Source organism: Microcoleus sp. Z1_B2 (genome assembly GCF_036700325.1).
In the GTDB taxonomy this organism is placed as follows: Bacteria; Cyanobacteriota; Cyanobacteriia; order Cyanobacteriales; family Microcoleaceae; genus Microcoleus.
In genome coordinates, this window is sequence record NZ_JAUBOQ010000010.1 from 124,759 (window position 1) to 144,892 (window position 20,134).

Genomic DNA, 20,134 nt, shown 5'->3' on the forward strand with positions numbered 1-20,134 from the left:
GGAACAGGCATCTTGCCTGTTCATAAAAATGGTACTTGTGTGGAACAGGCATCTTGCCTGTTCATAAAAATGGTACTTGTGTGGAACAGGCATCTTGCCTGTTCATAAAAATGGTACTAGGGAGGCGGGTTTAGGAGGTATATTGAGATTTACTGTTGGGTGGGGGCGGGTTTACGAGATTGTTCGTTACAGGCGAGTATTGTTGGTGAACCCGCCCCTACAAATTCCTGATTCGCGATTCCCGATTCCCCATTCCCGATTCCCAATTAGATTTACTGTTGGGTGGGGGCGGGTTTACGAGATTGTCAGTTACAGGCGAGTATTGTTGGTGAACCCGCCCCTACAAATTCCTGATTCACGATTCCCGATTCCCGATTCCCCATTCCCGATTCCCAATTAGTAATTATTAGGCAAAGACTGCCAAAAAGGCCGCTCTTCTGGCTTCCTCACAGTATTCGTCGCCGACTGCACGTTTCCTTTCAATTCTTGATAATACCTATCATCCAGAAAACTAACGCTGACCCCAGCAGGAAGCAGCAGTTGGCGCAATCTTTCCTGAGTGTAATCTACACCGTCAATCATTGGCCCGCGCGGATTTGAAACTAACAACTTGCCGTTAACTGGCACCGAATTGACCATATTCGGCCACCAAGCATAACCGCTGTAGCCAAACATCACTGGAACTTGAACAATTTGGTCGTCTCCGAGTAAAAACTCTCTTTTCAACTTCTCTATAATCGGATTAAGTTTCTGATTTTGCAAATAGAGATTGTGTTGAATTAAAGCACGGTTTTTCAAGGCGGCGCTGACAGTTGTTTGAGTGCTCAAACCACGATTGATCGCCACATCGCCGTAACCTCTTCCCTCCAATTCTTCCAACAGCTTAACTCCGGCTTCGGGACTGGCGATCGCCATTACATATTGTCCGGGAGTTTGAGTGGGAATAAAATTGATAATTTCATCGACTTGGCGAGTCAAAAGCCAAGAAGTATCAATATCCACTGGCGGCCCTTGAATTCTCTGAGCTTGAATAAAATCAAGTACCTCTGGATTAAAACTAGCATTTCCCGAATTCCCGTAATAAACTCGACCCATTGGGTGTCCGGGAATCGGCGGTGTCACCTGCAAATTGCCGTATCCGTCAGACCACTGACTTACAGGGTCTAAAGAACGAGGATTGCCAATTTTAACTACTTTCAAATCCCGGTTTTGAGTTGATTTAATAGGCGGGTTTTTCTCTGGCTCGCTATTGCTTTTTAGGGCTACATTAAACTGGCGGATCTCCGATTCTTCGGGGAGTTGAACGAATCCGTTTTTCTGGGTATCTTGCATCCAAGTGCGATCGCCCTGGATAATTTTTACCTTAGCGCCCGTGGGTTCTACTGCTTGTTTGAGTTGGGAGATAAATTCGCTGTTTACCGCGCCTCTGTCGCTGACCTGAACTTCGGTTACTGGTGCTGTATTGGGCGCTATCATCCAAGGACTAACGCCCATTTGGATTGTTGTGGAGGCGATTTCTTGACCGTTGTTTTGGGCAGTTGCTTTGAGATTAACAGTGCCGTTCCAATTGCGATCGGCAAATTGTTTTGCTTCGACACCTAAAACAATATTGGTGCTGAAAACTAGAGGTTTAGCACCGGATATATCTACAGGTTGCCAGCCGTCCCCCGTCTTCTGGAAAACGCTGATGTGAGGGCTAGCAATGCTATCAGCAGTGATAAATAACTGAGAGGTTTTGAAGCTTTCAGACAGGTTTAAGTTAACTTGAGAAAGCATTGCTGCACGGCGGGGAACCATAACTTTGGTTTGTTTCCAAGTCGGTATCTTGCCGCGATCGTTATTGCGATCGTTAAATGAAATTAGCGCACCACTGGACAAAGACCATTGTTCTTTTCCAGCTTCGTCTTGCTGGTTAATTTGGCCATCTCTGTTGGTATCTCCCGCAAAGAAAAAGTTCGACGGGGACGCGGCGGGTGTAACTGGGGTGGGGGTTGGTGTTGCAGTTGATTCAGGAGTTGGTTGAGGAGTTGCTTGCTGATTTCTCTCTAACTCTTGTCTTTCCAGTTCTTGTCGGGCTAATTCTTGTCTGGCTAATTCTTGCCTTTCAAGTTCTTGTCTAGCTAACTCTTGCTTTTCAAGTTCTTGTCTTTCAAGTTCTTGTCTAGCTAATTCTTGTCTGGCTAATTCTTGCCTTTCAAGTTCTTGTCTAGCTAATTCTTGTCTGGCTAATTCTTGCCTTTCAAGTTCTTTACGGGCTAACTCTTGCCTTTCAAATTCTTGCCTTTCCAGTTCTTTTCTGGCTAACTCTTGCCTTTCAAATTCTTGCCTTTCAAGTTCTTTACGGGCTAATTCTTGCCTTTCAAGTTCTTTACGGGCTAATTCTTGCTTTTCAAACTCTTGCCTTTCAATCTCTTTTCTAGCCCGGTCTTTTTTCTCTTGCTCTTTTCTCTCTATTTCTCGACGAGCAAATTCTTTTTTCTCTTGCTCTTGTCGGGCTCGCTCTCTTATCTCTTCTTCCTCGGCTCTAATTTTCTCTACCGAACGTGCGACTTGCATTTCATAGGTTGCGACACTGAGGTTTCCTTGATATTCGATGGTTTTGTCGATCGCCCGATCGGCCAAAAAAGAATCGTGAGGAATGAGTCGCAGCGTATTGATAGCAATTTGCCACAGGCGTTGCGACTGTTCCCAAGTAGCAGAAGAAGGATTAGAAGTGCGTCCAATTAAGACTGCTTGGGCGGCAAATTTAGCAGCCTCGTCCCAATTATATTTGGCTGTTTCTTCTATTTGAATCTGACTTTGAACGTTTTGGAGTTGCTGCGTCAGAGTTTGAGATTGCTGACGGTGGATTGCTGATTTCCAAAGTTCTGCAGGAAACGAAGCGCTGTCGGGATTTTTGGCAAGGTTATCTAATTGTACTTTCAGGCGATCGCGCAATTTGTAGAGTTCGGAAAGGGATTGCGGATTTTCGCCCTCTGACTGTCGCCCAGAGAGTGCGAGTTGGTAGTTTAGGGAAGGTTGAGCCACTGTTGTGGGGACTGCAACCCAAATAATACCGATGACGACACCGAAACCATTGATAATGGCGATCGCAATATATTTAACCAAACGCATATAGTTTATCCTCAGACACGCCAATAATTTTACCTAATCTTGGGAGCAATTGGGGATTTAATTATAAGGACTTACGCATGGCGGCCCAGAAACCGGGTTTTTTACGAAAATACTTTGTTGCTGTTCAGAGATTCGATAAAAACTCCTGGTGGTTGAGCGAAGTCGAAACCCGGTTTCTTTGTCGGAGTCCACAATATCTGATAATATTTAAATTATTATATAGTATTCATCACGATCGCATTAACTCTCATTACAATCAAGACAACCTAAAGGAGGTAATAGTATGTTGACAAGCGATCTCAATGCTCTACTTGACCAACAAGCACTCCAACGCCAAGATTCCGAATGTCGCTATATTACCGATCGCGTCAACTGGGAACAATATGAAACATTACTCACCAGAAGTGGGGATACTTCCGCATATCGAGTCACGTATTTAGATGGAGTCTTAGAAATTATGTCACCTTCCCGCCGCCATGAAAACAGAAAAACTCGCATTGGAGACCTTTTACTCATTTACTTTTTAGAAGCAGATATAGACTATTTTCCATTTGGTTCTACCAGCCTACGGCAAGAGGAAAAAAGAGGCGGGACGGAACCTGATGAAGCTTACTGCATTGGTACAGACAAAGAATTTCCCGATTTAGCAATTGAGGTTGTTGTTACCAGTGGTGGCCTGAATAAATTGGAAGTTTACAGACGGTTAAATGTTAAAGAAGTTTGGTTTTGGCAAAATGAAAATTTTAGCCTCTACTACCTGCGAGAAGAAATTCCAGTTCAATTTGTCCAAACCTGCGGTTATGAGCAAATCAGTCGCAGTGAAATCCTGCCTAATTTAGATATAGAATTGTTGGCAGAATATGTTCGATATCCGAATTCCCTCGCAGCAGTTAAAGAATTTCGACAACGACTGATTGGATGAGTTGAGTGTTGTAAGTGTAAATGGGTTGATTTCCGATCATCGCACACCAGGCCAGAAACCGGGTTTTTTACGAAAAGACGCGTTGCTACCGACAGATTAGGTAAAAACCCGGTTTCTTTGTCGGAGTCAGTAAGTCCTGAATCTTACTCTATGGGAAAACCCGGAATCAGTTGATCGATTTCTACCATCAGTTGCATGGTTTCTTTGAGCGCAACCACCACCTTTTGATAGTGCAGTACATCATCAAAAGATAAGGTGCGTTTGGCTTTCTTACGGTCTTTGAGCCATTTATCTAAAACCTGATAACCCCCAATTTTAAACTCCCAAACTTCGGGGGCGATGCCTTCAAAATAGCGGGTTTTGTTGATATAAACTCGCTGTTCAGCGGGTTTATAGATAACTTCGGTAACGGCATTGTCACCATCGCCACTCATTTTAGTAATCAGCTTATTAAGTTTTTTCGATTTCATCAGGTGCAGGTCTACCAATGCCTGACCTTTTGCACCCAAGTCTTTAAATAGCTGGTCATTGCGGGTCAACGGCACACGAGGAAAGTCGATTTTGAGAAACTCGGCGTAGCGTTGGCGATAGGTAGGGCTATGGAAGATGGCGTAGATGTAGTAAAAGATTGCTTCTGGTGTGGGAATGTAGTCAAGCTTGTCTTGGATTGAACTTAAAAAACCTGGAAATAAATTTTTAGTCCTTTCAGTAAATAAACTACCCTGTTCATTGGCAGTATCAGGATAGGTGTATAGAGGAAATAATTGTCCGTATCCTTTGTTACTAGAAGTAATACGATTATCAACAAGACAATTGGTGGCAAGAACATGATTGAAGATACCTTCAGGTACTTGGCGCACAGTGATCAATCCTAAATTCTCACCTGTCAACATATGGTTCATCACATTTCCACGAGGCAAACTATGAAACCCTTTCCCATTACTCGTATAGTAGGTATAACGAATGTCAAAAGGACGATAAAGTATTGGTTTAATTTTTGTTTCTGAAAGACCTGATAATCTTAAATCTTTTTGAGCTAATTCAACTTTCCAGTCTCTTGTATTCTCTGGCAATTCATAAAATTGAATTGCTTCATTAGGGGAAATACTTGAAAATTTATTAACTGTTTTCCATACATCGTCTTGACTAAAGTGAATGGTTAATGAATCCCGTGCTGTCATGATTCCGGGACTGTTTATATTAAAAATTTCTGTGATTTTACAACCCTTTTCATATTCTGTAAGCAAGGTGATGTTTTGAGGAATAAAAAGGTAAAAAGGCGATTGAGGCTTAAGATTATTCCACGCAATCGTATCAATATCTAAGTTGCTAAGAGCTTCATATTTGTCTGACCTACTTCCCCAAAGTTCAGAATGATGTGTTTCAGCAGATGATGATTTTCCAGGCTGTTTAATGAAAATTCCTATACTTACACCTTGCTGAATGTCAAAAACATTTTGATCGGGTTCTCCATTAGGAGATATTTCTTTTTTATTAGAATTTCCATGAAGATCCAAAATATAGATATCCGAAAAAGTTTGGATCAGATTTTGACGCATTCCTCGAAAAGTCGGATTATCTAAATATCCATGATTGGTGATGAGTGCTAAAACCCCAAATCCAGTTTCATTAATACGCCATTGAGAAAAACGAATGAATTTTACGTAATCATCTTGCAATCCTTTTGAATTCTTCTCGTCCAATGGCTGACCATCAACTTGATAGTAGTCGCGAACAAGACCACTAATCCATGCTCCTGTGTTTGACGACTCGTAAGAGTAAGGCGGATTGCCTAATACAACCATCACAGGTGTATCTCGCTTCACCGTCGAAGCTTCATTTGCTTCTTGTGCCACAAACTGACCAAACAAAATCTCTGATTTTTTCAGTGCCTCATCCAGCGTATTGGTGAGGTAAATGCCTAATCGTTGTTTGCCCTTAAATTTGTAACCAAGTTCTTGAAGTTCTAGCCCTAGCTTCAGGTGAGCAATGGCATAGGGAGCCATCAATAACTCAAATCCAAACAACCGATTCAGCAAATTATCTCGCACATAGCTATCCCACTGATTCGCCATGCCAATTTCTTCTAGATTGCGGTAAATTTGCTTTACCACTTCATACAAAAACGTACCCGTACCCGTTGCAGGGTCGAGAATTTGCACTTTCGGCTTTTGTGTTACTGGATCTTTGGCGTTATCAGCTAATCCCAATGGCAAATCGAAGCGGTCTTTGAGAATAGCATCAACCGATCGCACAATAAACGACACCACAGGTTCCGGTGTATAATAAACGCCTCGACTCTTTCGCAAAGCCGCATTGTATGCCGCCAAAAACGTTTCATAAAAATGCACCACCGGGTCTTCTTGACGAGTGCGCTGCCCAAAGTTTTCGAGAATGCTGCCCATATCAACTTGAGACAGCAATTGCACCAAATCGTCGATCGCCCAATCGATCTGACTGACTGCATCCGTTTCGACGATCGTATTAAACAATCGCTTCAAAAATGGGTTTGTTGCCGGAATATACGTGCCAGCCGTGCGCCGAGTAAACGGTTCACCCCCTGGATTTTGAGCATGACCAACTCTTGCCGCAAATAACCCATAAGAAATCGTCTGAGCATACATATCAGCAAAATCAGCATCATTCAAATCGGGCAACAACACCTCACTAAAGCCCTGCTTCAGTTGATGCAATTCCCCGTCTTTATTTTCTCCCTCCAGTGCAGTTGTTGTTGCTAACCGGATTGCTTTCGTCAACCTCGCCATCTGTCGCGCCAGGTCTTCAGGACTGCTGATAATCTCGCCTGTATAGTTGAGAAATTGATCCAGCAAAGCCGCAATCTTTTCTGTAGCCCTTACTTGCAGCTTATTCTCATTACGATCTGCTAAAATTTCCTTCTGCCTGCGCTTCCCATTCACATACCAACGAAACTCTAAATAATTGGTCAATACTAGATTCGGAAACGCTTCTATATACCGCTGCAATTGCTCCGATTTTTCTATCTGATCCAGGTCTAGCCCAACGTCTTTGGCTTCTACATAACCCACCAGTAGTTCCCGCCGCCTTACTGTAAAGTCGGGAATTCCTGCCTTGTTGCCTGTTTCTTCAATGACAGCATCAATGCCCTTGTCTGAGTCATCCAGCAAACCTTTCAGCGCTGGATAATGGCTGCGCTCGCTACCTTTTTGCAGGTTATTTTGAATCGACTTGAGGTAAGCATCAAAAGATATAGACGGCATTGAATCAGTTTCCTGGTTTAGTTTGGAAATGTTTCCTGAATTAGTTTAATGCTATTATAGTAGATAGAATAGTCCTGGAGATAGGGGCCCAGAAACCGGGTTTTTTAGGAAAATACTTCGTGGCTACCGACAGATTAGGTAAAAACCCGGTTTCTTTGTCGGAGTCAGTAAGCCCTATATGGATTTATTCTCTTTTTCGCTGACCGAAAGGTAAAAATCATGAAATGTCGCTGTTATTTCTTAATTTTTATCCTTATGGGATTATCCTTAACAAGCTGCGAACAGGCGAAGTCATTTCAAGAAATAGATCGAAAATTTAAAAATAGTAATGCGATTGAACAACACAATTTTAACTTGCAAGCGGGCGATCGAACGGTCGATCGAACTAACAACATCCAAGCAAGTCCGAAGAGTGGGAAGTTCTATCGAACTACCAACTCACCGGAAGAAAGTGCGATCGTGTTAGGAATCTTCGGGTTTTGTTTGATGTGTTATTTATTAGTTTGGAAGTTTCGCGGGAGGGAAGAAGCTAACAAGATGCTGAGAAGAATCAGAAGAAGAGTGAAGTGAGGATAGATACTTGCTAAACCTCATTTTTTCTTAGTGCGGTTGCGTTTTCTCGATTCAGCCGCCGTATTTTTTGCTTTTTTTTGTTTTTCTTTACTTGCTTTAGATTCATTGACAGCACTATCACTTATCGGTTGGCTGGAAAATCCCGATGTATCGGAGTTTTTAGCTGCAATTAGAGGAGCAATGCTAGCATTATATATCTCCTGAAATTGTGTTAGACCTTCCCCCGTACTTATATCAAACCCTGCTTGATGACCCAGCGTTACAAAGGATTTGGCAAATCCAAATTTAGAGGAATCTTCCATAATCTCCTTAAATTCCGGCTCGATATCCCGCAGGTATTTGATAATTGAAGTGGCATTTCGCAGTTTAAATTCTCGCTTCAAAAATTGCCAGAACGCCAATAATTCCGGGATAGCATTTTCACCTTCTTCCGGCGAAAGCAAACTCACTTTCCTGGGAAACAACTCTTCGACTACAGTTGCCACATCTTCCACTTTCATGCGAGGCAGCGTAAAACCTTCATAGCCGAAACCGTAATAAATGAACTGCGAGATCCAAAATCCCACGTCTGGATAAGTTTTACAGTATTCTTCTCCTTCGGGAGCATTGACAAATAGCTCGATTAGCGTTTCCTGATAATCTTCCAGGAGTGGTTCTGCTTCGTCATAATCTAGGCCATTTAGTTGGCGGATATTAAAAGGTTGATCTGACATAGTTGAAAATTTTTTAATTTAATTGACTTTAGCTTTAAGGTTAGTACAATTTTTGCAGTTCTATTAATTCTTTAGGATTTCATTATATTTAAAAAATCTCCGATCGCAGGTATATTTGACTAGCACCGATCGCCCGTGACTATTTAAACCAAGCTAGCATTGTATAGGGCGATCGCCCGTCTCCACCGAACAGCGAAAGATATGATATAATCTCAAGTAAAACTATAATTGTTTGAGCTTGGCAGTCCGCCACTTCAAAGTATGAAGTCAACACAACAGTTGACAGCAATTATTGAACGAGAAGGCGACGGATATGTATCCCTTTGCCCAGAACTTGATATTGCCAGCCAAGGTGACAATATAGAAGCAGCGCGACAGAATCTGATCGAAGCGTTGGAACTATTTTTTGAGACAGCAGATTCTTCGGAAGTCCAGAATCGGCTGCATAGCGCCCTTTCAACTAACCCCACTCAGCCTGAAGTAGCCAATGTGTTACACTCAGTATACGCTCAAAGCTCACAGTGAAAATGAACAACAATCATGCAATTAGAAGATTACTTTGAATTTTTAACACCCGAAGATATCCGCATCAAAGGAACCCGCGTAGGTATCGAACACATTCTCTACGAATACATCCACCGCGGCCAAACTCCAGAAGCCATAGCTCAAAAATTTCGGACAGTGACTATGGCTCAAGTTTATGCTACGATTTTGTACTATCTGGAAAATACAAAAACTGTAGGTAAATATGTAGGAGATTGGTTAGAATATTGCCTAAAAGCTGAAGCTGAGTACGATCGCAATCCATCACCTTTTGTCTTAAAAATGCGTCAAATTAAGGAACAAAAAAACCTATCTACACAACGGGATAGAGTTCATTAATGACTGTTAAATACCTGTTAGACGAAAATATAGACCCTGAATATCGGGTGCAGCTTTTGTATCATCAATCCGATATCGTCGTTTTAATGGTTGGCGATGAAGGTGTTCCGCCTAAAGGAACGAAAGATCCAGAAATCTTGTGTTGGTGCGAGGAGAATAACTTTATCCTCGTTACTAATAACCGACGTTCAATGCCAGTTCATTTGTCAGATCATACAGCCCAAGGTCGCCACGTTTTAGGAATTCTCACAATCCGCTTGAATGCAGATATGGGCCAAGTGATTGACGAGTTAATTGAAATTGCGGGAGCATCTTTTGAAAATGAATATCAAGATAGGATTGAATTTATCCCACTGAGATAATTCGCAGGGCGGACAATATAGCAGTATCTTTTTATAAAATTCGGCGATTAAAATTGCTTCTTGTCACACGAATTCCCTCTCTAAGAGACTGAAAGAAAGAGAAGTATTAGCATCTATACAAACCCAAAACAAAAACCCGGTTTCTACAAGAAACCGGGTTTAATCATCCGCGTTAATTCGCGTTCATCTGCGGTTAAAAAATCCTACAATTGCTTCACCTCAGAAACCAATTTGGCAACCACATCCTTAGCGCTACCAAACAACATCATCGTCTTATCCTTGTAAAACAACTCATTGTCTACACCGGAAAAACCAGCACTCATCCCGCGCTTAATCACGATCGTATGCTTGGCCTTATCAACCTCCAAAATCGGCATCCCGTAAATCGGGCTCGCCGTATCGTGACGCGCCGCCGGATTCACCACATCATTCGCACCAATCACCAACGCCACATCCGTTTCTTCAAACTGCGGATTGATATCGTCCATATCGTACAACTGCGGATAAGGCACGTTTGCTTCCGCTAAGAGCACATTCATGTGCCCCGGCATCCGCCCAGCCACCGGGTGAATCGCGTATTTCACGTCAACACCCATTTTTTCCAAACCGTCGGCTAACTCGCGCACGGCGTGCTGTGCTTGCGCTACAGCCATCCCGTAACCCGGAATAATTACAACCGATCGCGCATAACCCAACATCATCGCACTTTCTTCGAGATTGATGCTGCGAACAGTTTTGTCAGTAACACCAGCAGCCCCAGCAGCAGCCCCAGCACTAGCACCACCGCTACCAAAGGCGCTAAACAGCACACTAGAAAGCGATCGATTCATCCCCTTGCACATGATTTGCGTCAAAATAATCCCCGACGCGCCCACCAATGCACCAGCGATAATCAGCATATTGTTCATCAAAATGAACCCAGCCACACTCGCAGCAATCCCCGAATAAGAGTTAAGCAGCGACACCACCACCGGCATATCGCCACCCCCAATGGGTAGCACAAACATGATTCCCAGAATATTGGAAATCGCCACCAAACCCAGGAATACCGGCACATTTTCGGGATTCGTCAGCATATAACCGCTGCCGACTAAAAGTGCGATCGCCAGCATGGCATTAAACGGCTGTTGCAGCGGAAACGTCATCGGCGCACCCGGCAGCAATTCTTGCAGTTTCGCAAACGCCACAAGGCTACCAGTGAAAGTAATTCCGCCAATCAACACACCCAAAAGGATCGTGATTGTCGCATCAGGCGTCGGGGATTCCGGGATGCTGAGATAGCGCCAGAATTCGCCCACAGCAACGAGTGCAGAAGCCGCGCCCCCAAAACCGTTAAGCAAACCCACCATCTGCGGCATATCCGTCATCGCGACAGTTTTCGCCATAATTGTTCCCAAAATGGAACCGATGATGATGCCGACAGCAATCAATTCGTAGCTGATGACTTGCTTTTCCAGCAAAGTACCGACGATCGCAATTAACATCCCGATCGCAGCTAACACATTCCCTTGACGCGCGGTTGCAGGGGAACCCAACTGTTTCAAACCGATAATAAACAAAGATGCGGCAACTAAATAACCTAGTTGAATGCCACTGGGCAGAAAATCGCTCACGCTTTAACCTCTTTTTTCTTGAACATTTGCAGCATTCGATCGGTTACTAAGAAACCGGCGACAACGTTAATTGTGGCCAGGGCGATCGCGATCGTCCCCAAAATCGAAGTAACAGTCACATTACCTTGGCCAGAAATCAGAATTGCGCCTAAAACGGCAATTCCCGAAATCGCATTCGATCCCGACATCAAAGGTGTGTGCAGCGTCGGCGGGACTTTATTAATTACTTCAAATCCCACAAACGATGCTAGAGTAAACACCACTAAACCTGCAATCAATCCTTCTGCCATAACAAGTGTGAACTGGTAATTGGTAATTGGTTATAACTCGTTCCCGGTTGTGTCCGCCAGTCCGCCAGGGAATGAATTCCCTGACTCATAGCAAAAGTCCTCTTAAGAGGACTAATAAACATCTCCAATAATTCTTGTGGAACAGGCATCTTGCCTGTTCAAAAAAGCCTTTTTTGGAGATATTTAATCAGTTCTTCAGTCCTCATAGCGAGGACTTGAGCTTTGAGGCAGGGGTTTCAACCCTTGCCGGACTATCGGACTATCGGACTGCCGGACTATCGGACTGCCGGACTTTGCCTCATAACGACCGAATCTAACTAACGGCTGATGCCTGAGCTGCCAAAGCATCCCGCACTCGCTGGTTGCTAATTTCACCGTCGCGGGCAACACAAGCACCAGCAATGATATCGTCTTCAAAATTCAAATTGAGTTCCTTATCTTTCAGCATCAACTGAAGTAAAGAGGAGATATTCTTCGAGTAAGTTTCGCTAGCGTGGACAGGCATCGACGAAGGCACATTAATCGGGCCGATGACATTAACGCCGTTCCATTCAACATCTTTTCCCGCTTCCGTGCATTCGCAATTGCCGCCTTGTTCGCCCGCGAGGTCAACAATTACCGATCCGGGCTTCATTTGAGAAACCATTTCTCTAGTAACTAAAATAGGTGCTTTTCTGCCGGGAACTTGAGCGGTTGTAATCACTGCATCGGAAGCGCTGACGTGTTGGGTGAGCACTTGGCGGGTGTATTCTTTAGCCGCTTCTGATAATTCTTTAGCGTAACCTCCGGCGGCGACGGTTTCTTCCTTGAGTTCGACATCAAGGAATTTAGCGCCCAAACTTTGCACTTGTTCTTTTGTTTCCGGGCGGATGTCGAAGGCTTCGACTACCGCACCCAAACGGCGCGCCGTGGCGATCGCCTGCAAGCCAGCAACGCCCACACCCATTACCAATACTTTCGCGGGGCGAATTGTACCCGCCGCCGTTGTCAGCATTGGGAAATATTTCGGCAAAGCGGCGGCTGCGATCAGTACCGCTTTGTAACCGGCGACGTTACCCTGAGATGACAGCGCATCCATGCTTTGAGCGCGGCTGGTGCGCGGGATCATTTCCATGCTGAATGCCGTTACTTTGCGATCGGCTAAACGCTGCACTAAAGCCGGATCTCCCAGAGGATTCAAAAATCCGATGAAAACGCCTCCTTCGCGGAGTTGATGAACTTCTGATTCTTGCAGGGCCCCGATTTTGACGACGATATCGGCTTCGCCCCACAGCCTAGCGGTATCGGCGACAACCTGAGCTCCCGCTTCTTCGTAAGCACGATCCGAGAAAAAGGATTGTGCGCCGGCACCCGCCTCAACCCAAACTTCGACCCCCTGTTTGACTAATCGGGCTACAGCGTCGGGTACTAAAGCCACCCGGCGTTCCCCTGCTGCTATTTCTTTTGCGATCGCTAATTTCATGAACTCTCCTTATTTAAGCCTTCCTAGGACGGTTGAAACCGCGCCTACACAGACAAAACCTGCCTCTGCAGGTTTCTTGAAGTGCGATTTTTAATCGCCCGATGCCTTGCTTTACATTGAAGCAGCCGTTCCCCTAAACTTCTCTCGTTGATACTAAAGCCGATCGCCCAAATTCGACCCGTATCTTTAACTTATCTTATACATTCAAATTCGCTAAATTGTTAAGTTAGCCACAGATTATGATACAATTTTATGTCGCCTAATTCTGTAGTTAGAATGTCAGTTATCAGTATTACGCAAAAAATACGCAAAAAATAATTGACGATCGAGCAATTTGTTCGGAGGTTCCCAGATTCAGCGTTTCGGAGACTTAGGATGGAGGCACAGAAAAGCGTCGGGTTCTAACCAGCCCCCAGATTCATTCTCAAAGCAGACGGGAGTAAATCTAAAATCTAAAATCTAAAATCTAAAATCGGCTCGCCCTCATCAAATTGCTGAGACATTCGATATATTGTAGGCACGATCGCAAATTTCGGGCGATCGATATTAAAGGTTCACCAAGAGTTTAATTAGAGGAGTTGTTATGCGACGATTATTTTCAGCACTAGCAGTTACAGGTTGCTTGGTGGCTGGATTACCCGCCATCAGTTTAGCCCAGTCCATGCCAGGATTCACGATTTTCGGCGGCCCCGAACGCGCCAACCAATTAAACTATCGCTTGGATTACGGTACAGCCGGGATGAGTGGCGATAGATATCGGCTGCGAATTCCTTCCAACAAAGTAAGTTTGGCGATCGCCCAACTCAACATATCCTATCCAGACTACTACAAAGGCGAATTTGACCAAAAAGACATTAAAGTGCGCGTCAGAAACAAAACAATAGAATTGCAAGAAGTAATCTGGGACAAAGAAAATCGATTCATAGAAATTTATCCCACAGAACCAATTGCCGCCGGCAACAATGTTGAGGTTGTACTCTCCAACGTCAGAAACCCATCCCCTGGCGGAATGTACCATTTCAACGTCCGCATCCGCACCCCTGGGGATGTTCCCTTGCTGCGTTACCTCGGTACTTGGCTGTTGAGCATTAATTGAGGGAAGGAATTTCTCGTTAGTCAAGCGATCGCGACATAAAAATTTAACTGTGGCGATCGTTTTCCTGGGTGGAAAAATTTAACTCTACTCAAATCTTGGTTTTCCTCACATCTTGCACCATTCTCGCTTAATAGGCTTTTCGGCCTGTTCCACAAAGAGTGAATTTTCTTGTGGAACAGGCCGGAAAGCCTGTTCATCAAAAGCTTATTGAGAATGGTGCAACATCTCAGTTTTCGGGAGTTGTAAAATAGAACCTCCGGCTCATATCGCAATTCTCAATGATTCGTAATAATGAGTCTAGGGGCAGTCCCCCGATAGTTGCCCTTCGCTAATTAGGGGTAGGCTTAGGGGCGCTACCCCTAAAAAATGTTTACCAATCAAATAGGATTGCTAAGGCCGTACTTGCAGCATGAATCTACTAGCAAAAATCAAAACAATAAAACTGCCTCCAGCGCTGAGATCGAGAAATTATCGCCTGTTTTTTGCAGGACAAGGCCTCTCACTGATTGGCAGTTGGATGACGCAAGTCGCTACTATTTGGCTTGTCTACAATTTGAGCGATTCACCTTGGATGCTCGGCGTGGTCGGATTTACAAGTCAAATCCCCACATTAATTTTACTGCCTTTTGCAGGAGTTTTAATCGATCGCTGGAACCGCCACCGAGTCCTAATTGCCACTCAAATATTAGCAATGGTTCAATCCTTAGCGCTAGCATTTTTAGCGCTAACAGGAGTCGTTAACATTTGGCAGATCCTGGTACTGAGTTTCTTTCAAGGCGCAATTAACGCCTTTGACGCGCCGGCACGGCAAGCTTTTGTACCGGAACTTGTAGAAAAGAAAGAAGATTTAGCAAATGCGATCGCCCTCAACGCTTCCATGTTCAACGGAGCCAGATTAATCGGCCCAGCAATTGCAGGTTTGCTGATAGCTACAGTCGGGGCAAGTTATTGCTTTCTCATTGACGGACTCAGCTACATCGCTGTAATTGCAGGCTTATTAGCGATGCAAATCAAGCCCAGAAAAATTGCCGCAACTAATACCAAACCCTTACAAAGATTAAAAGAAGGATTCGTTTATGCCTTCGGGTTCCCCCCGATTAGAGCAATTTTACTGCTATTAGCATTAGTCAGTTTTGCCGGAATGTCCCACACAGTATTAGTCCCAATTTTTGCCACCAAAATTCTGCAAGGCGACGCACAAACCCTCGGCTTTTTGATGGCATCTTCGGGAGTTGGCGCCTTCGCGGGCGCGATTTATTTGATTTCCCGCAAAAGTATAGTTGGCCTCGGCAAATTGATTGCGATTTCACCGGCAATTATGGGATTTGGGCTGATAGGTTTTGGCTTGTCCCGCATCTTATGGCTCTCATTAATCATGATGTTGTTTGTGGGGTTTGGTTTCATTATCCAATTTGCAGGAGGAAACACATTTTTGCAAACAATTGTAGAAGACGACAAACGCGGAAGAGTGATGAGCATATACACGATGGCATTTTTTGGAGTGACACCCTTTGGGAATTTAGTTGCCGGCGGATTGGCCAATTATATCGGCGCTCCCAATACAGTCATCATTGGAGGAATAATTTGTGTTGTAGGCTCCATAATTTTTACCAAACAGTTGCCAGCTTTAAAAAACTTAGTTCGGCCAATTTATCAAAAAATGGGTTTAATTTCCCAGTAACAATTTACCGTCAAATCACAAAAGCCAACCTTAAACAAAATTCCCAAAGCTAATATCTGACTGTCTCTCTAGCAACCCTCAACAATTTGTAAACTTCTCTCTTCTCTTTCTCTGCGCCCTCTGCGCCCTCTGCGGTTAAAACATCCAAATTAATTACGCAACCAGAGTTCACCATTCTTGTTGGGCTTCAGCTTCAGCTTGAATTAAATTTTGCCGCAGTTGCACCCAATTAATTTGATGAGAGGGCAAATCTTCGATGAGCTTTCCGCGCTGTAAATGCAGAATTCGCGTGCTAAATTGCTCAGCTAATTCTAATTGATGGTTTACCATTACAATAGTGGTTTTGCCGTTTGTTAGCTGTGTCAATACTTGCAAAAGGTGGGCAGCTTTTCCTGCGTCGAGGGCGGATGTTGGCTCATCTAAAAGCAAGACTTTTGGTTGTAGGATGATGCCGCGGGCGATCGCCACGAGCTGTTTTTGGCCTGTAGAAAGCTGGAATTCGGTGCGATTTAGCCATTCTTGGGGTATGTGCAGTTGTTCGATCGCCCCGCTAATTCTCTCAGCAATGTTTGATGAAGTCACGCCCCGCAGCTTTAAAGGATAAGCCAATGCTTCTCGCACCGACATTCCCAAAAGCTTGGATTCTTGTAGGATGAGGGTGATTTGTTTGCGGAGTTCGATCGCAGGTATTTGGCGATATTCTGTATTTTCCAGATAAATCGAGCCACTGGTGGGAGTGCTGAGTCGATTTAGCAGTCGCAACAGCGTTGTTTTCCCCGCACCTGAAGGGCCAACAATTGCCACGCGAGCTCCCTTGTGTACCTGAAAGGATATATTTTCCAACAAATGACTTGAGGCGATCGGTGTTTTTAAACTAACACTGTCAATTCGCAGTTGAGGATTTGTTTCTGTATTATTTTCTGAAGAATTACGCATTGAATTAATTAAAAATATAAAAAACCGGATACCCAGATCCCGACTTCTTTAACAAGTCGGGGATCTAACAGCTAAATTAATCCGTGTATCCGTGTCCGAATCCGTGTCGTGCCATGCTTCCTGCTCAAACTTTTACAGCTTTTTCCAATGGAAAACCCAGCTTTTCGCGCTGTTCCAAATAAAGCTGAGCAACTCGCCGCGCCAAATTGCGAATTTTGGTGATGTAGCGGGTTCTTTCCGTTACCGAAATCACACCTCTAGCGTCGAGCAAATTAAAAGTGTGAGAACATTTTAACACATAATCAAGACTCGGCAAAACCAATCCTTTTTTTGTCAATTGTTCTGCTTCTTGCTCGTACAATCCAAATAGAGTAAACAGCAATTCGGGATTAGAAGCTTCAAAGTTATAAGTACACTGTTCAATTTCTCCTTGCAGGTGAACGTCGCCGTAAGTGATGCCATCTTTCCACTGAATTTTCGTCATGGCATCGACTTCTTGGAGATACATTGCGAGGCGTTCTAGTCCGTAGGTAATTTCAATGGATACGGGGCGACAGTCAATGCTACCGCACTGTTGAAAATAGGTAAATTGGGTGATTTCCATGCCGTCGAGCCAGACTTCCCAGCCCACGCCCCAAGCTCCGAGGGTGGGCGATTCCCAGTTGTCTTCTACGAAACGAATGTCGTGGTCTTCTGGGCTAATTCCTAATGCTCTGAGGGAGTCTAAATAGATGTCTTGGATGTTGGGAGGAGAGGGCTTAATTAAAACTTGATATTGATAGTAATGTTGGAAGCGGTTGGGATTTTCGCCGTAGCGTCCGTCGGTGGGGCGGCGACAGGGTTCGATGTAGGCGACTGACCAAGGTTCGGGGCCAATTGCTCTGAGAAAGGTGTGGGGATTCATGGTTCCTGCACCTTTTTCTGTGTCGTAGGATTGGGCGATCAGGCATCCTCGATCGCTCCAGAATTTGTTTAAGGTGGCAATGACTGATTGAAAGTTCACTGGTTTAAATATGGTTAGCGAGTGTCTCAACTTATTTAAGCATACAAAAGGCAGGGTTTATTTGCATAAACCCTGCCGAAATCAGATTTGGGTGTGAAAAGTTAGGCAGTTTGGATCGAGTTCTAGTTTAGTCTGCAGGAGCCAGGGAAACTAACAGAGTGATGTTGTCAACGCCGATGACATAAACGGTGTCTCCGGGTGTGAGGGTGATTTGGCGATCGCACCGTGCGGGCCACCAGCTACCTTGGAAGCGGACGCGACCAGTTTGATTCGGGTAAATCGATTCATCGACGACAGCTTCTTCGTTGAAATAGTTAAAATTGGTGTTGATGTAGTTATCCATTAAGAGATTGTTTTCTGTGCTGTAGGTGTGAAGAGAAAAAATAGAACCGAAAGCTTTTACTACGTTAAACATTTTGTTGACTCCTTTTGTGTTAAAATATATCGAAGTTTAATCGCCGATTTTGTGTTCTTTGAAAACTAGCATTTCCTGGTTAAAATTGATTACCAGGTTGTTCATGCTCTGATTTAGTCTGCGGGAGCGAGGGAAACTAACAGAGTGATGTTGTCAACGCCGATGACATAAACGGTGTCTCCCGGTGTGAGGGTGATTTGGCGATCGCACCGTGCGGGCCACCAGCTACCTTGAAAGCGGACGCGACCTGTTTGATTCGGGTAAATAGATTCATCAACTACTGCTTCTTCGTTGAAGTAGTTAAAATTGGTGTTGATGTAATTTTTGATGAGCATATTGTTAGCTGTGCTGTATCCTTGGGTAGAGAAAATCGAGCCGAAAGCTTTTACTACGTTGAACATGATATTTACTCCTGTTGTGTTAAAATATATGGGGATGTGTAATTGTCGGTTTATGCTATTTGAGAGGCTGCATTTCCTCGGTTAAGATTGATTGATTGCCTTGATATTTCATTGTTCTTGCCTTCCGTGCTTTTATCAGGATAAAAGGCAAATAATTTTTGAAATGTTGAGGGGATTTGAGAAGCGGTTGCGGGGAGTCTAAATCCAGTAATTCCGAGGTATTGAATTAAGGATTTAGTGGTTGAGCAGTTGGTGGGATTTACCTTAAGGGTAGATGTGGTTAGCTACATTAGAGATTGTCTGATTCCGCATTACTGCTGCTGTGAAAATGTTTTATTTTTGGCTTGAATTTTGGGGTTGAGTTTTTTGATTGGGTTGTGACTCACTTGCTTTACACTTACTAATTTGCCAGGAGTCCAATATCTTTGGTGCGATCGCCAGTCCACTTTCCGAGTCTGGTACTGGCACATGACACTGGTTAACCTGCAAACAACGATTTTGCAAGGGTTTCTGCCTAAATATCAGGCTGGTAGCTGTGCCAATTTAGCTAACTGGACTACCGCAAACAGTGAATTATGAACTTACGCCTTCTCGATCGCCCAATCAGGAATATCCATAAATATCTAGTCCGTAACTGACGCACCAAACCTCTAAAAACCCGGTTTCTGACAGCCAGTGCGCCATTAGGGGCCCGTAAGCGGATCAATGATATAAGCAAGTAAACTTGGCAACTCACCCACCCTCCCCATGCGATATTGAGGTGTACCTACCTATTTAGGCATAGACAATAGGCGATCGAGACTGACGCAGATATCAGGAGGCGGTAGGAGTTTTTGATCGATGCAGGTCGATCGCACCCTGTTATCCAATTATTGAACAGGTCGAACTTAAAATCCATTCATAAATTCAGAATCTTAAATTCATAAAAGTCATAATTACAGACAACCTGCTTGATACTGCATAATTCTTACAGGAATTTTGAATAAAGTTTTAGCTAATTGAGACAAACCGAACTTGAATTTAAGCGACTGCGGCAAATCTTGTACGGAAACTTCTGTGAAGCCAAAGCGAGTATAAAATGATGCGAGTCGCTTTCCCAAACATTCTAAATATAGCGGTTCTGTAGCTTGTTGAATTAAATATTTTGTGAGGTAGCTTCCCAAACCTCGATCGCGCCAATCTTTCGCCACCACCAAACTGCCCAATTCTTGCGCGCCCGCAAAGTTCCGCAACTGTCCGCAAGCTGCCAATTTTCCCTCGCATTCGATGACCCAGAATTGCTCCCAGCGCAACTGAGTTGGATCGAGTTTGGCGCCCCAAACTAAGATTCTAATTGACCTCATATCTTGCTCTGAGGCCGGGCGGAGGACGAATCCTGACTGCAACTCCAAAGAATTTTCATTCATTGTGATTTTTGTTGGCTGTCTCGTTT

The 20,134-nt window shown here is 44.1% G+C and carries 19 protein-coding genes; 8 read left to right on the forward strand and 11 right to left on the reverse strand.

The window, feature by feature from the left end:
* Positions 1-94: 94 nt before the first annotated feature.
* Positions 95-400: a hypothetical protein gene (locus QT984_RS08080; protein ID WP_333051672.1), complete on the forward strand. Its 306-nt coding sequence runs from the start codon at positions 95-97 to the stop codon at positions 398-400.
* On the opposite strand, the gene QT984_RS08085 is transcribed toward QT984_RS08080, so the two are convergent.
* Positions 397-3,114: a protein-arginine deiminase family protein gene (locus tag QT984_RS08085; RefSeq protein ID WP_333373749.1), complete on the reverse strand. Its 2,718-nt coding sequence runs from the start codon at positions 3,112-3,114 to the stop codon at positions 397-399. The genes QT984_RS08080 and QT984_RS08085 overlap by 4 nt on opposite strands.
* Positions 3,115-3,397: 283 nt before the next feature.
* Between QT984_RS08085 and QT984_RS08090 the strand changes: the two genes are divergently transcribed.
* Positions 3,398-4,036, forward strand: a complete 639-nt coding sequence (locus QT984_RS08090; protein WP_333051665.1) for a Uma2 family endonuclease — start codon at positions 3,398-3,400, stop codon at positions 4,034-4,036.
* Between the two features lie 143 nt (positions 4,037-4,179).
* Here the strand turns inward: QT984_RS08090 and QT984_RS08095 are convergent, their stop codons facing one another.
* Complete coding sequence (locus tag QT984_RS08095; RefSeq protein ID WP_333373752.1) at positions 4,180-7,275, reverse strand: type ISP restriction/modification enzyme; 3,096 nt, start codon at positions 7,273-7,275, stop codon at positions 4,180-4,182.
* A 255-nt stretch (positions 7,276-7,530) separates the two neighbouring features.
* Between QT984_RS08095 and QT984_RS08100 the strand changes: the two genes are divergently transcribed.
* A complete protein-coding gene (locus tag QT984_RS08100) occupies positions 7,531-7,845 on the forward strand; it encodes a hypothetical protein (RefSeq protein WP_333373754.1) in 315 nt (104 codons plus the stop codon).
* Between the two features lie 20 nt (positions 7,846-7,865).
* Here QT984_RS08100 and QT984_RS08105 read toward each other — a convergent pair whose 3' ends face one another.
* Entirely contained in the window at positions 7,866-8,561 is a 696-nt protein-coding gene (locus tag QT984_RS08105; protein ID WP_333270270.1) for a hypothetical protein, read from the reverse strand.
* 261 nt (positions 8,562-8,822) lie between these two features.
* On the opposite strand from QT984_RS08105, the gene QT984_RS08110 reads away from it, so the two are divergent.
* The 3 genes from QT984_RS08110 to QT984_RS08120 are packed head-to-tail and all read left to right on the forward strand — an operon-like array spanning position 8,823 to position 9,805.
* The gene (locus QT984_RS08110) at positions 8,823-9,086 is read left to right on the forward strand and encodes a type II toxin-antitoxin system HicB family antitoxin (protein ID WP_333051654.1); all 264 of its coding nucleotides are present in this window, start codon (positions 8,823-8,825) and stop codon (positions 9,084-9,086) included.
* Between the two features lie 15 nt (positions 9,087-9,101).
* Positions 9,102-9,443, forward strand: a complete 342-nt coding sequence (locus tag QT984_RS08115; protein ID WP_333231267.1) for a DUF433 domain-containing protein — start codon at positions 9,102-9,104, stop codon at positions 9,441-9,443.
* On the forward strand, positions 9,443-9,805 hold the full coding sequence (locus tag QT984_RS08120) for a DUF5615 family PIN-like protein (protein ID WP_332947362.1): 363 nt from the start codon (positions 9,443-9,445) through the stop codon (positions 9,803-9,805). Before QT984_RS08115 ends, QT984_RS08120 begins: the two co-directional genes overlap by 1 nt.
* A gap of 203 nt (positions 9,806-10,008) precedes the next feature.
* Here the strand turns inward: QT984_RS08120 and QT984_RS08125 are convergent, their stop codons facing one another.
* The 3 genes from QT984_RS08125 to QT984_RS08135 form a co-directional block, all read right to left on the reverse strand.
* Positions 10,009-11,418, reverse strand: coding sequence for an NAD(P)(+) transhydrogenase (Re/Si-specific) subunit beta (locus tag QT984_RS08125; protein WP_333373758.1), 1,410 nt, complete (start codon positions 11,416-11,418; stop codon positions 10,009-10,011).
* Positions 11,415-11,708 carry an NAD(P) transhydrogenase subunit alpha gene (locus QT984_RS08130; protein WP_106150865.1) on the reverse strand — a complete coding sequence of 98 codons (294 nt, stop codon included), beginning with the start codon at positions 11,706-11,708 and terminating at the stop codon, positions 11,415-11,417. The genes QT984_RS08125 and QT984_RS08130 overlap by 4 nt, the downstream gene beginning before the upstream one ends.
* A 313-nt stretch (positions 11,709-12,021) precedes the next feature.
* Positions 12,022-13,170 carry a Re/Si-specific NAD(P)(+) transhydrogenase subunit alpha gene (locus QT984_RS08135; RefSeq protein ID WP_333051643.1) on the reverse strand — a complete coding sequence of 383 codons (1,149 nt, stop codon included), beginning with the start codon at positions 13,168-13,170 and terminating at the stop codon, positions 12,022-12,024.
* 583 nt (positions 13,171-13,753) lie between these two features.
* On the opposite strand from QT984_RS08135, the gene QT984_RS08140 reads away from it, so the two are divergent.
* Complete coding sequence (locus tag QT984_RS08140; protein WP_333051640.1) at positions 13,754-14,266, forward strand: DUF2808 domain-containing protein; 513 nt, start codon at positions 13,754-13,756, stop codon at positions 14,264-14,266.
* 409 nt (positions 14,267-14,675) lie between these two features.
* Positions 14,676-15,947 (forward strand): MFS transporter, encoded by a 1,272-nt coding sequence (locus QT984_RS08145; RefSeq protein WP_333051638.1) that lies wholly within the window; start codon positions 14,676-14,678, stop codon positions 15,945-15,947.
* A 168-nt stretch (positions 15,948-16,115) separates the two neighbouring features.
* Here QT984_RS08145 and QT984_RS08150 read toward each other — a convergent pair whose 3' ends face one another.
* The 5 genes from QT984_RS08150 to QT984_RS08170 all read right to left on the reverse strand — a co-directional run bounded on the left by QT984_RS08150 (position 16,116) and on the right by QT984_RS08170 (position 20,108).
* The gene (locus QT984_RS08150; RefSeq protein ID WP_333051635.1) at positions 16,116-16,883 is read right to left on the reverse strand and encodes an ATP-binding cassette domain-containing protein; all 768 of its coding nucleotides are present in this window, start codon (positions 16,881-16,883) and stop codon (positions 16,116-16,118) included.
* Positions 16,884-17,007: 124 nt separating this feature from the next.
* On the reverse strand, positions 17,008-17,886 hold the full coding sequence (gene glyQ / locus QT984_RS08155) for a glycine--tRNA ligase subunit alpha (protein ID WP_190660228.1): 879 nt from the start codon (positions 17,884-17,886) through the stop codon (positions 17,008-17,010).
* 127 nt (positions 17,887-18,013) lie between these two features.
* Positions 18,014-18,301 (reverse strand): NfeD family protein, encoded by a 288-nt coding sequence (locus QT984_RS08160; protein WP_333051632.1) that lies wholly within the window; start codon positions 18,299-18,301, stop codon positions 18,014-18,016.
* 113 nt (positions 18,302-18,414) lie between these two features.
* Positions 18,415-18,702: an NfeD family protein gene (locus QT984_RS08165; protein ID WP_172191372.1), complete on the reverse strand. Its 288-nt coding sequence runs from the start codon at positions 18,700-18,702 to the stop codon at positions 18,415-18,417.
* Positions 18,703-19,637: 935 nt separating this feature from the next.
* Positions 19,638-20,108: a GNAT family N-acetyltransferase gene (locus QT984_RS08170; RefSeq protein WP_333051627.1), complete on the reverse strand. Its 471-nt coding sequence runs from the start codon at positions 20,106-20,108 to the stop codon at positions 19,638-19,640.
* Positions 20,109-20,134: the final 26 nt, after the last annotated feature.

Bases quoted from the DNA above. Each gene is read 5' to 3' on its own strand.
- QT984_RS08085 (WP_333373749.1), bottom strand. From the start codon at position 3,114: ATGCGTTTGGTTAAATATATTGCGATCGCCATTATCAATGGTTTCGGT.
- QT984_RS08090 (WP_333051665.1), top strand. From the start codon at position 3,398: ATGTTGACAAGCGATCTCAATGCTCTACTTGACCAACAAGCACTCCAA.
- QT984_RS08095 (WP_333373752.1), bottom strand. From the start codon at position 7,275: ATGCCGTCTATATCTTTTGATGCTTACCTCAAGTCGATTCAAAATAAC.
- QT984_RS08100 (WP_333373754.1), top strand. From the start codon at position 7,531: ATGGGATTATCCTTAACAAGCTGCGAACAGGCGAAGTCATTTCAAGAA.
- QT984_RS08105 (WP_333270270.1), bottom strand. From the start codon at position 8,561: ATGTCAGATCAACCTTTTAATATCCGCCAACTAAATGGCCTAGATTAT.
- QT984_RS08110 (WP_333051654.1), top strand. From the start codon at position 8,823: ATGAAGTCAACACAACAGTTGACAGCAATTATTGAACGAGAAGGCGAC.
- QT984_RS08115 (WP_333231267.1), top strand. From the start codon at position 9,102: ATGCAATTAGAAGATTACTTTGAATTTTTAACACCCGAAGATATCCGC.
- QT984_RS08120 (WP_332947362.1), top strand. From the start codon at position 9,443: ATGACTGTTAAATACCTGTTAGACGAAAATATAGACCCTGAATATCGG.
- QT984_RS08130 (WP_106150865.1), bottom strand. From the start codon at position 11,708: ATGGCAGAAGGATTGATTGCAGGTTTAGTGGTGTTTACTCTAGCATCG.
- QT984_RS08135 (WP_333051643.1), bottom strand. From the start codon at position 13,170: ATGAAATTAGCGATCGCAAAAGAAATAGCAGCAGGGGAACGCCGGGTG.
- QT984_RS08140 (WP_333051640.1), top strand. From the start codon at position 13,754: ATGCGACGATTATTTTCAGCACTAGCAGTTACAGGTTGCTTGGTGGCT.
- QT984_RS08145 (WP_333051638.1), top strand. From the start codon at position 14,676: ATGAATCTACTAGCAAAAATCAAAACAATAAAACTGCCTCCAGCGCTG.
- QT984_RS08150 (WP_333051635.1), bottom strand. From the start codon at position 16,883: ATGCGTAATTCTTCAGAAAATAATACAGAAACAAATCCTCAACTGCGA.
- QT984_RS08160 (WP_333051632.1), bottom strand. From the start codon at position 18,301: ATGTTTAACGTAGTAAAAGCTTTCGGTTCTATTTTTTCTCTTCACACC.
- QT984_RS08165 (WP_172191372.1), bottom strand. From the start codon at position 18,702: ATGTTCAACGTAGTAAAAGCTTTCGGCTCGATTTTCTCTACCCAAGGA.
- QT984_RS08170 (WP_333051627.1), bottom strand. From the start codon at position 20,108: ATGAATGAAAATTCTTTGGAGTTGCAGTCAGGATTCGTCCTCCGCCCG.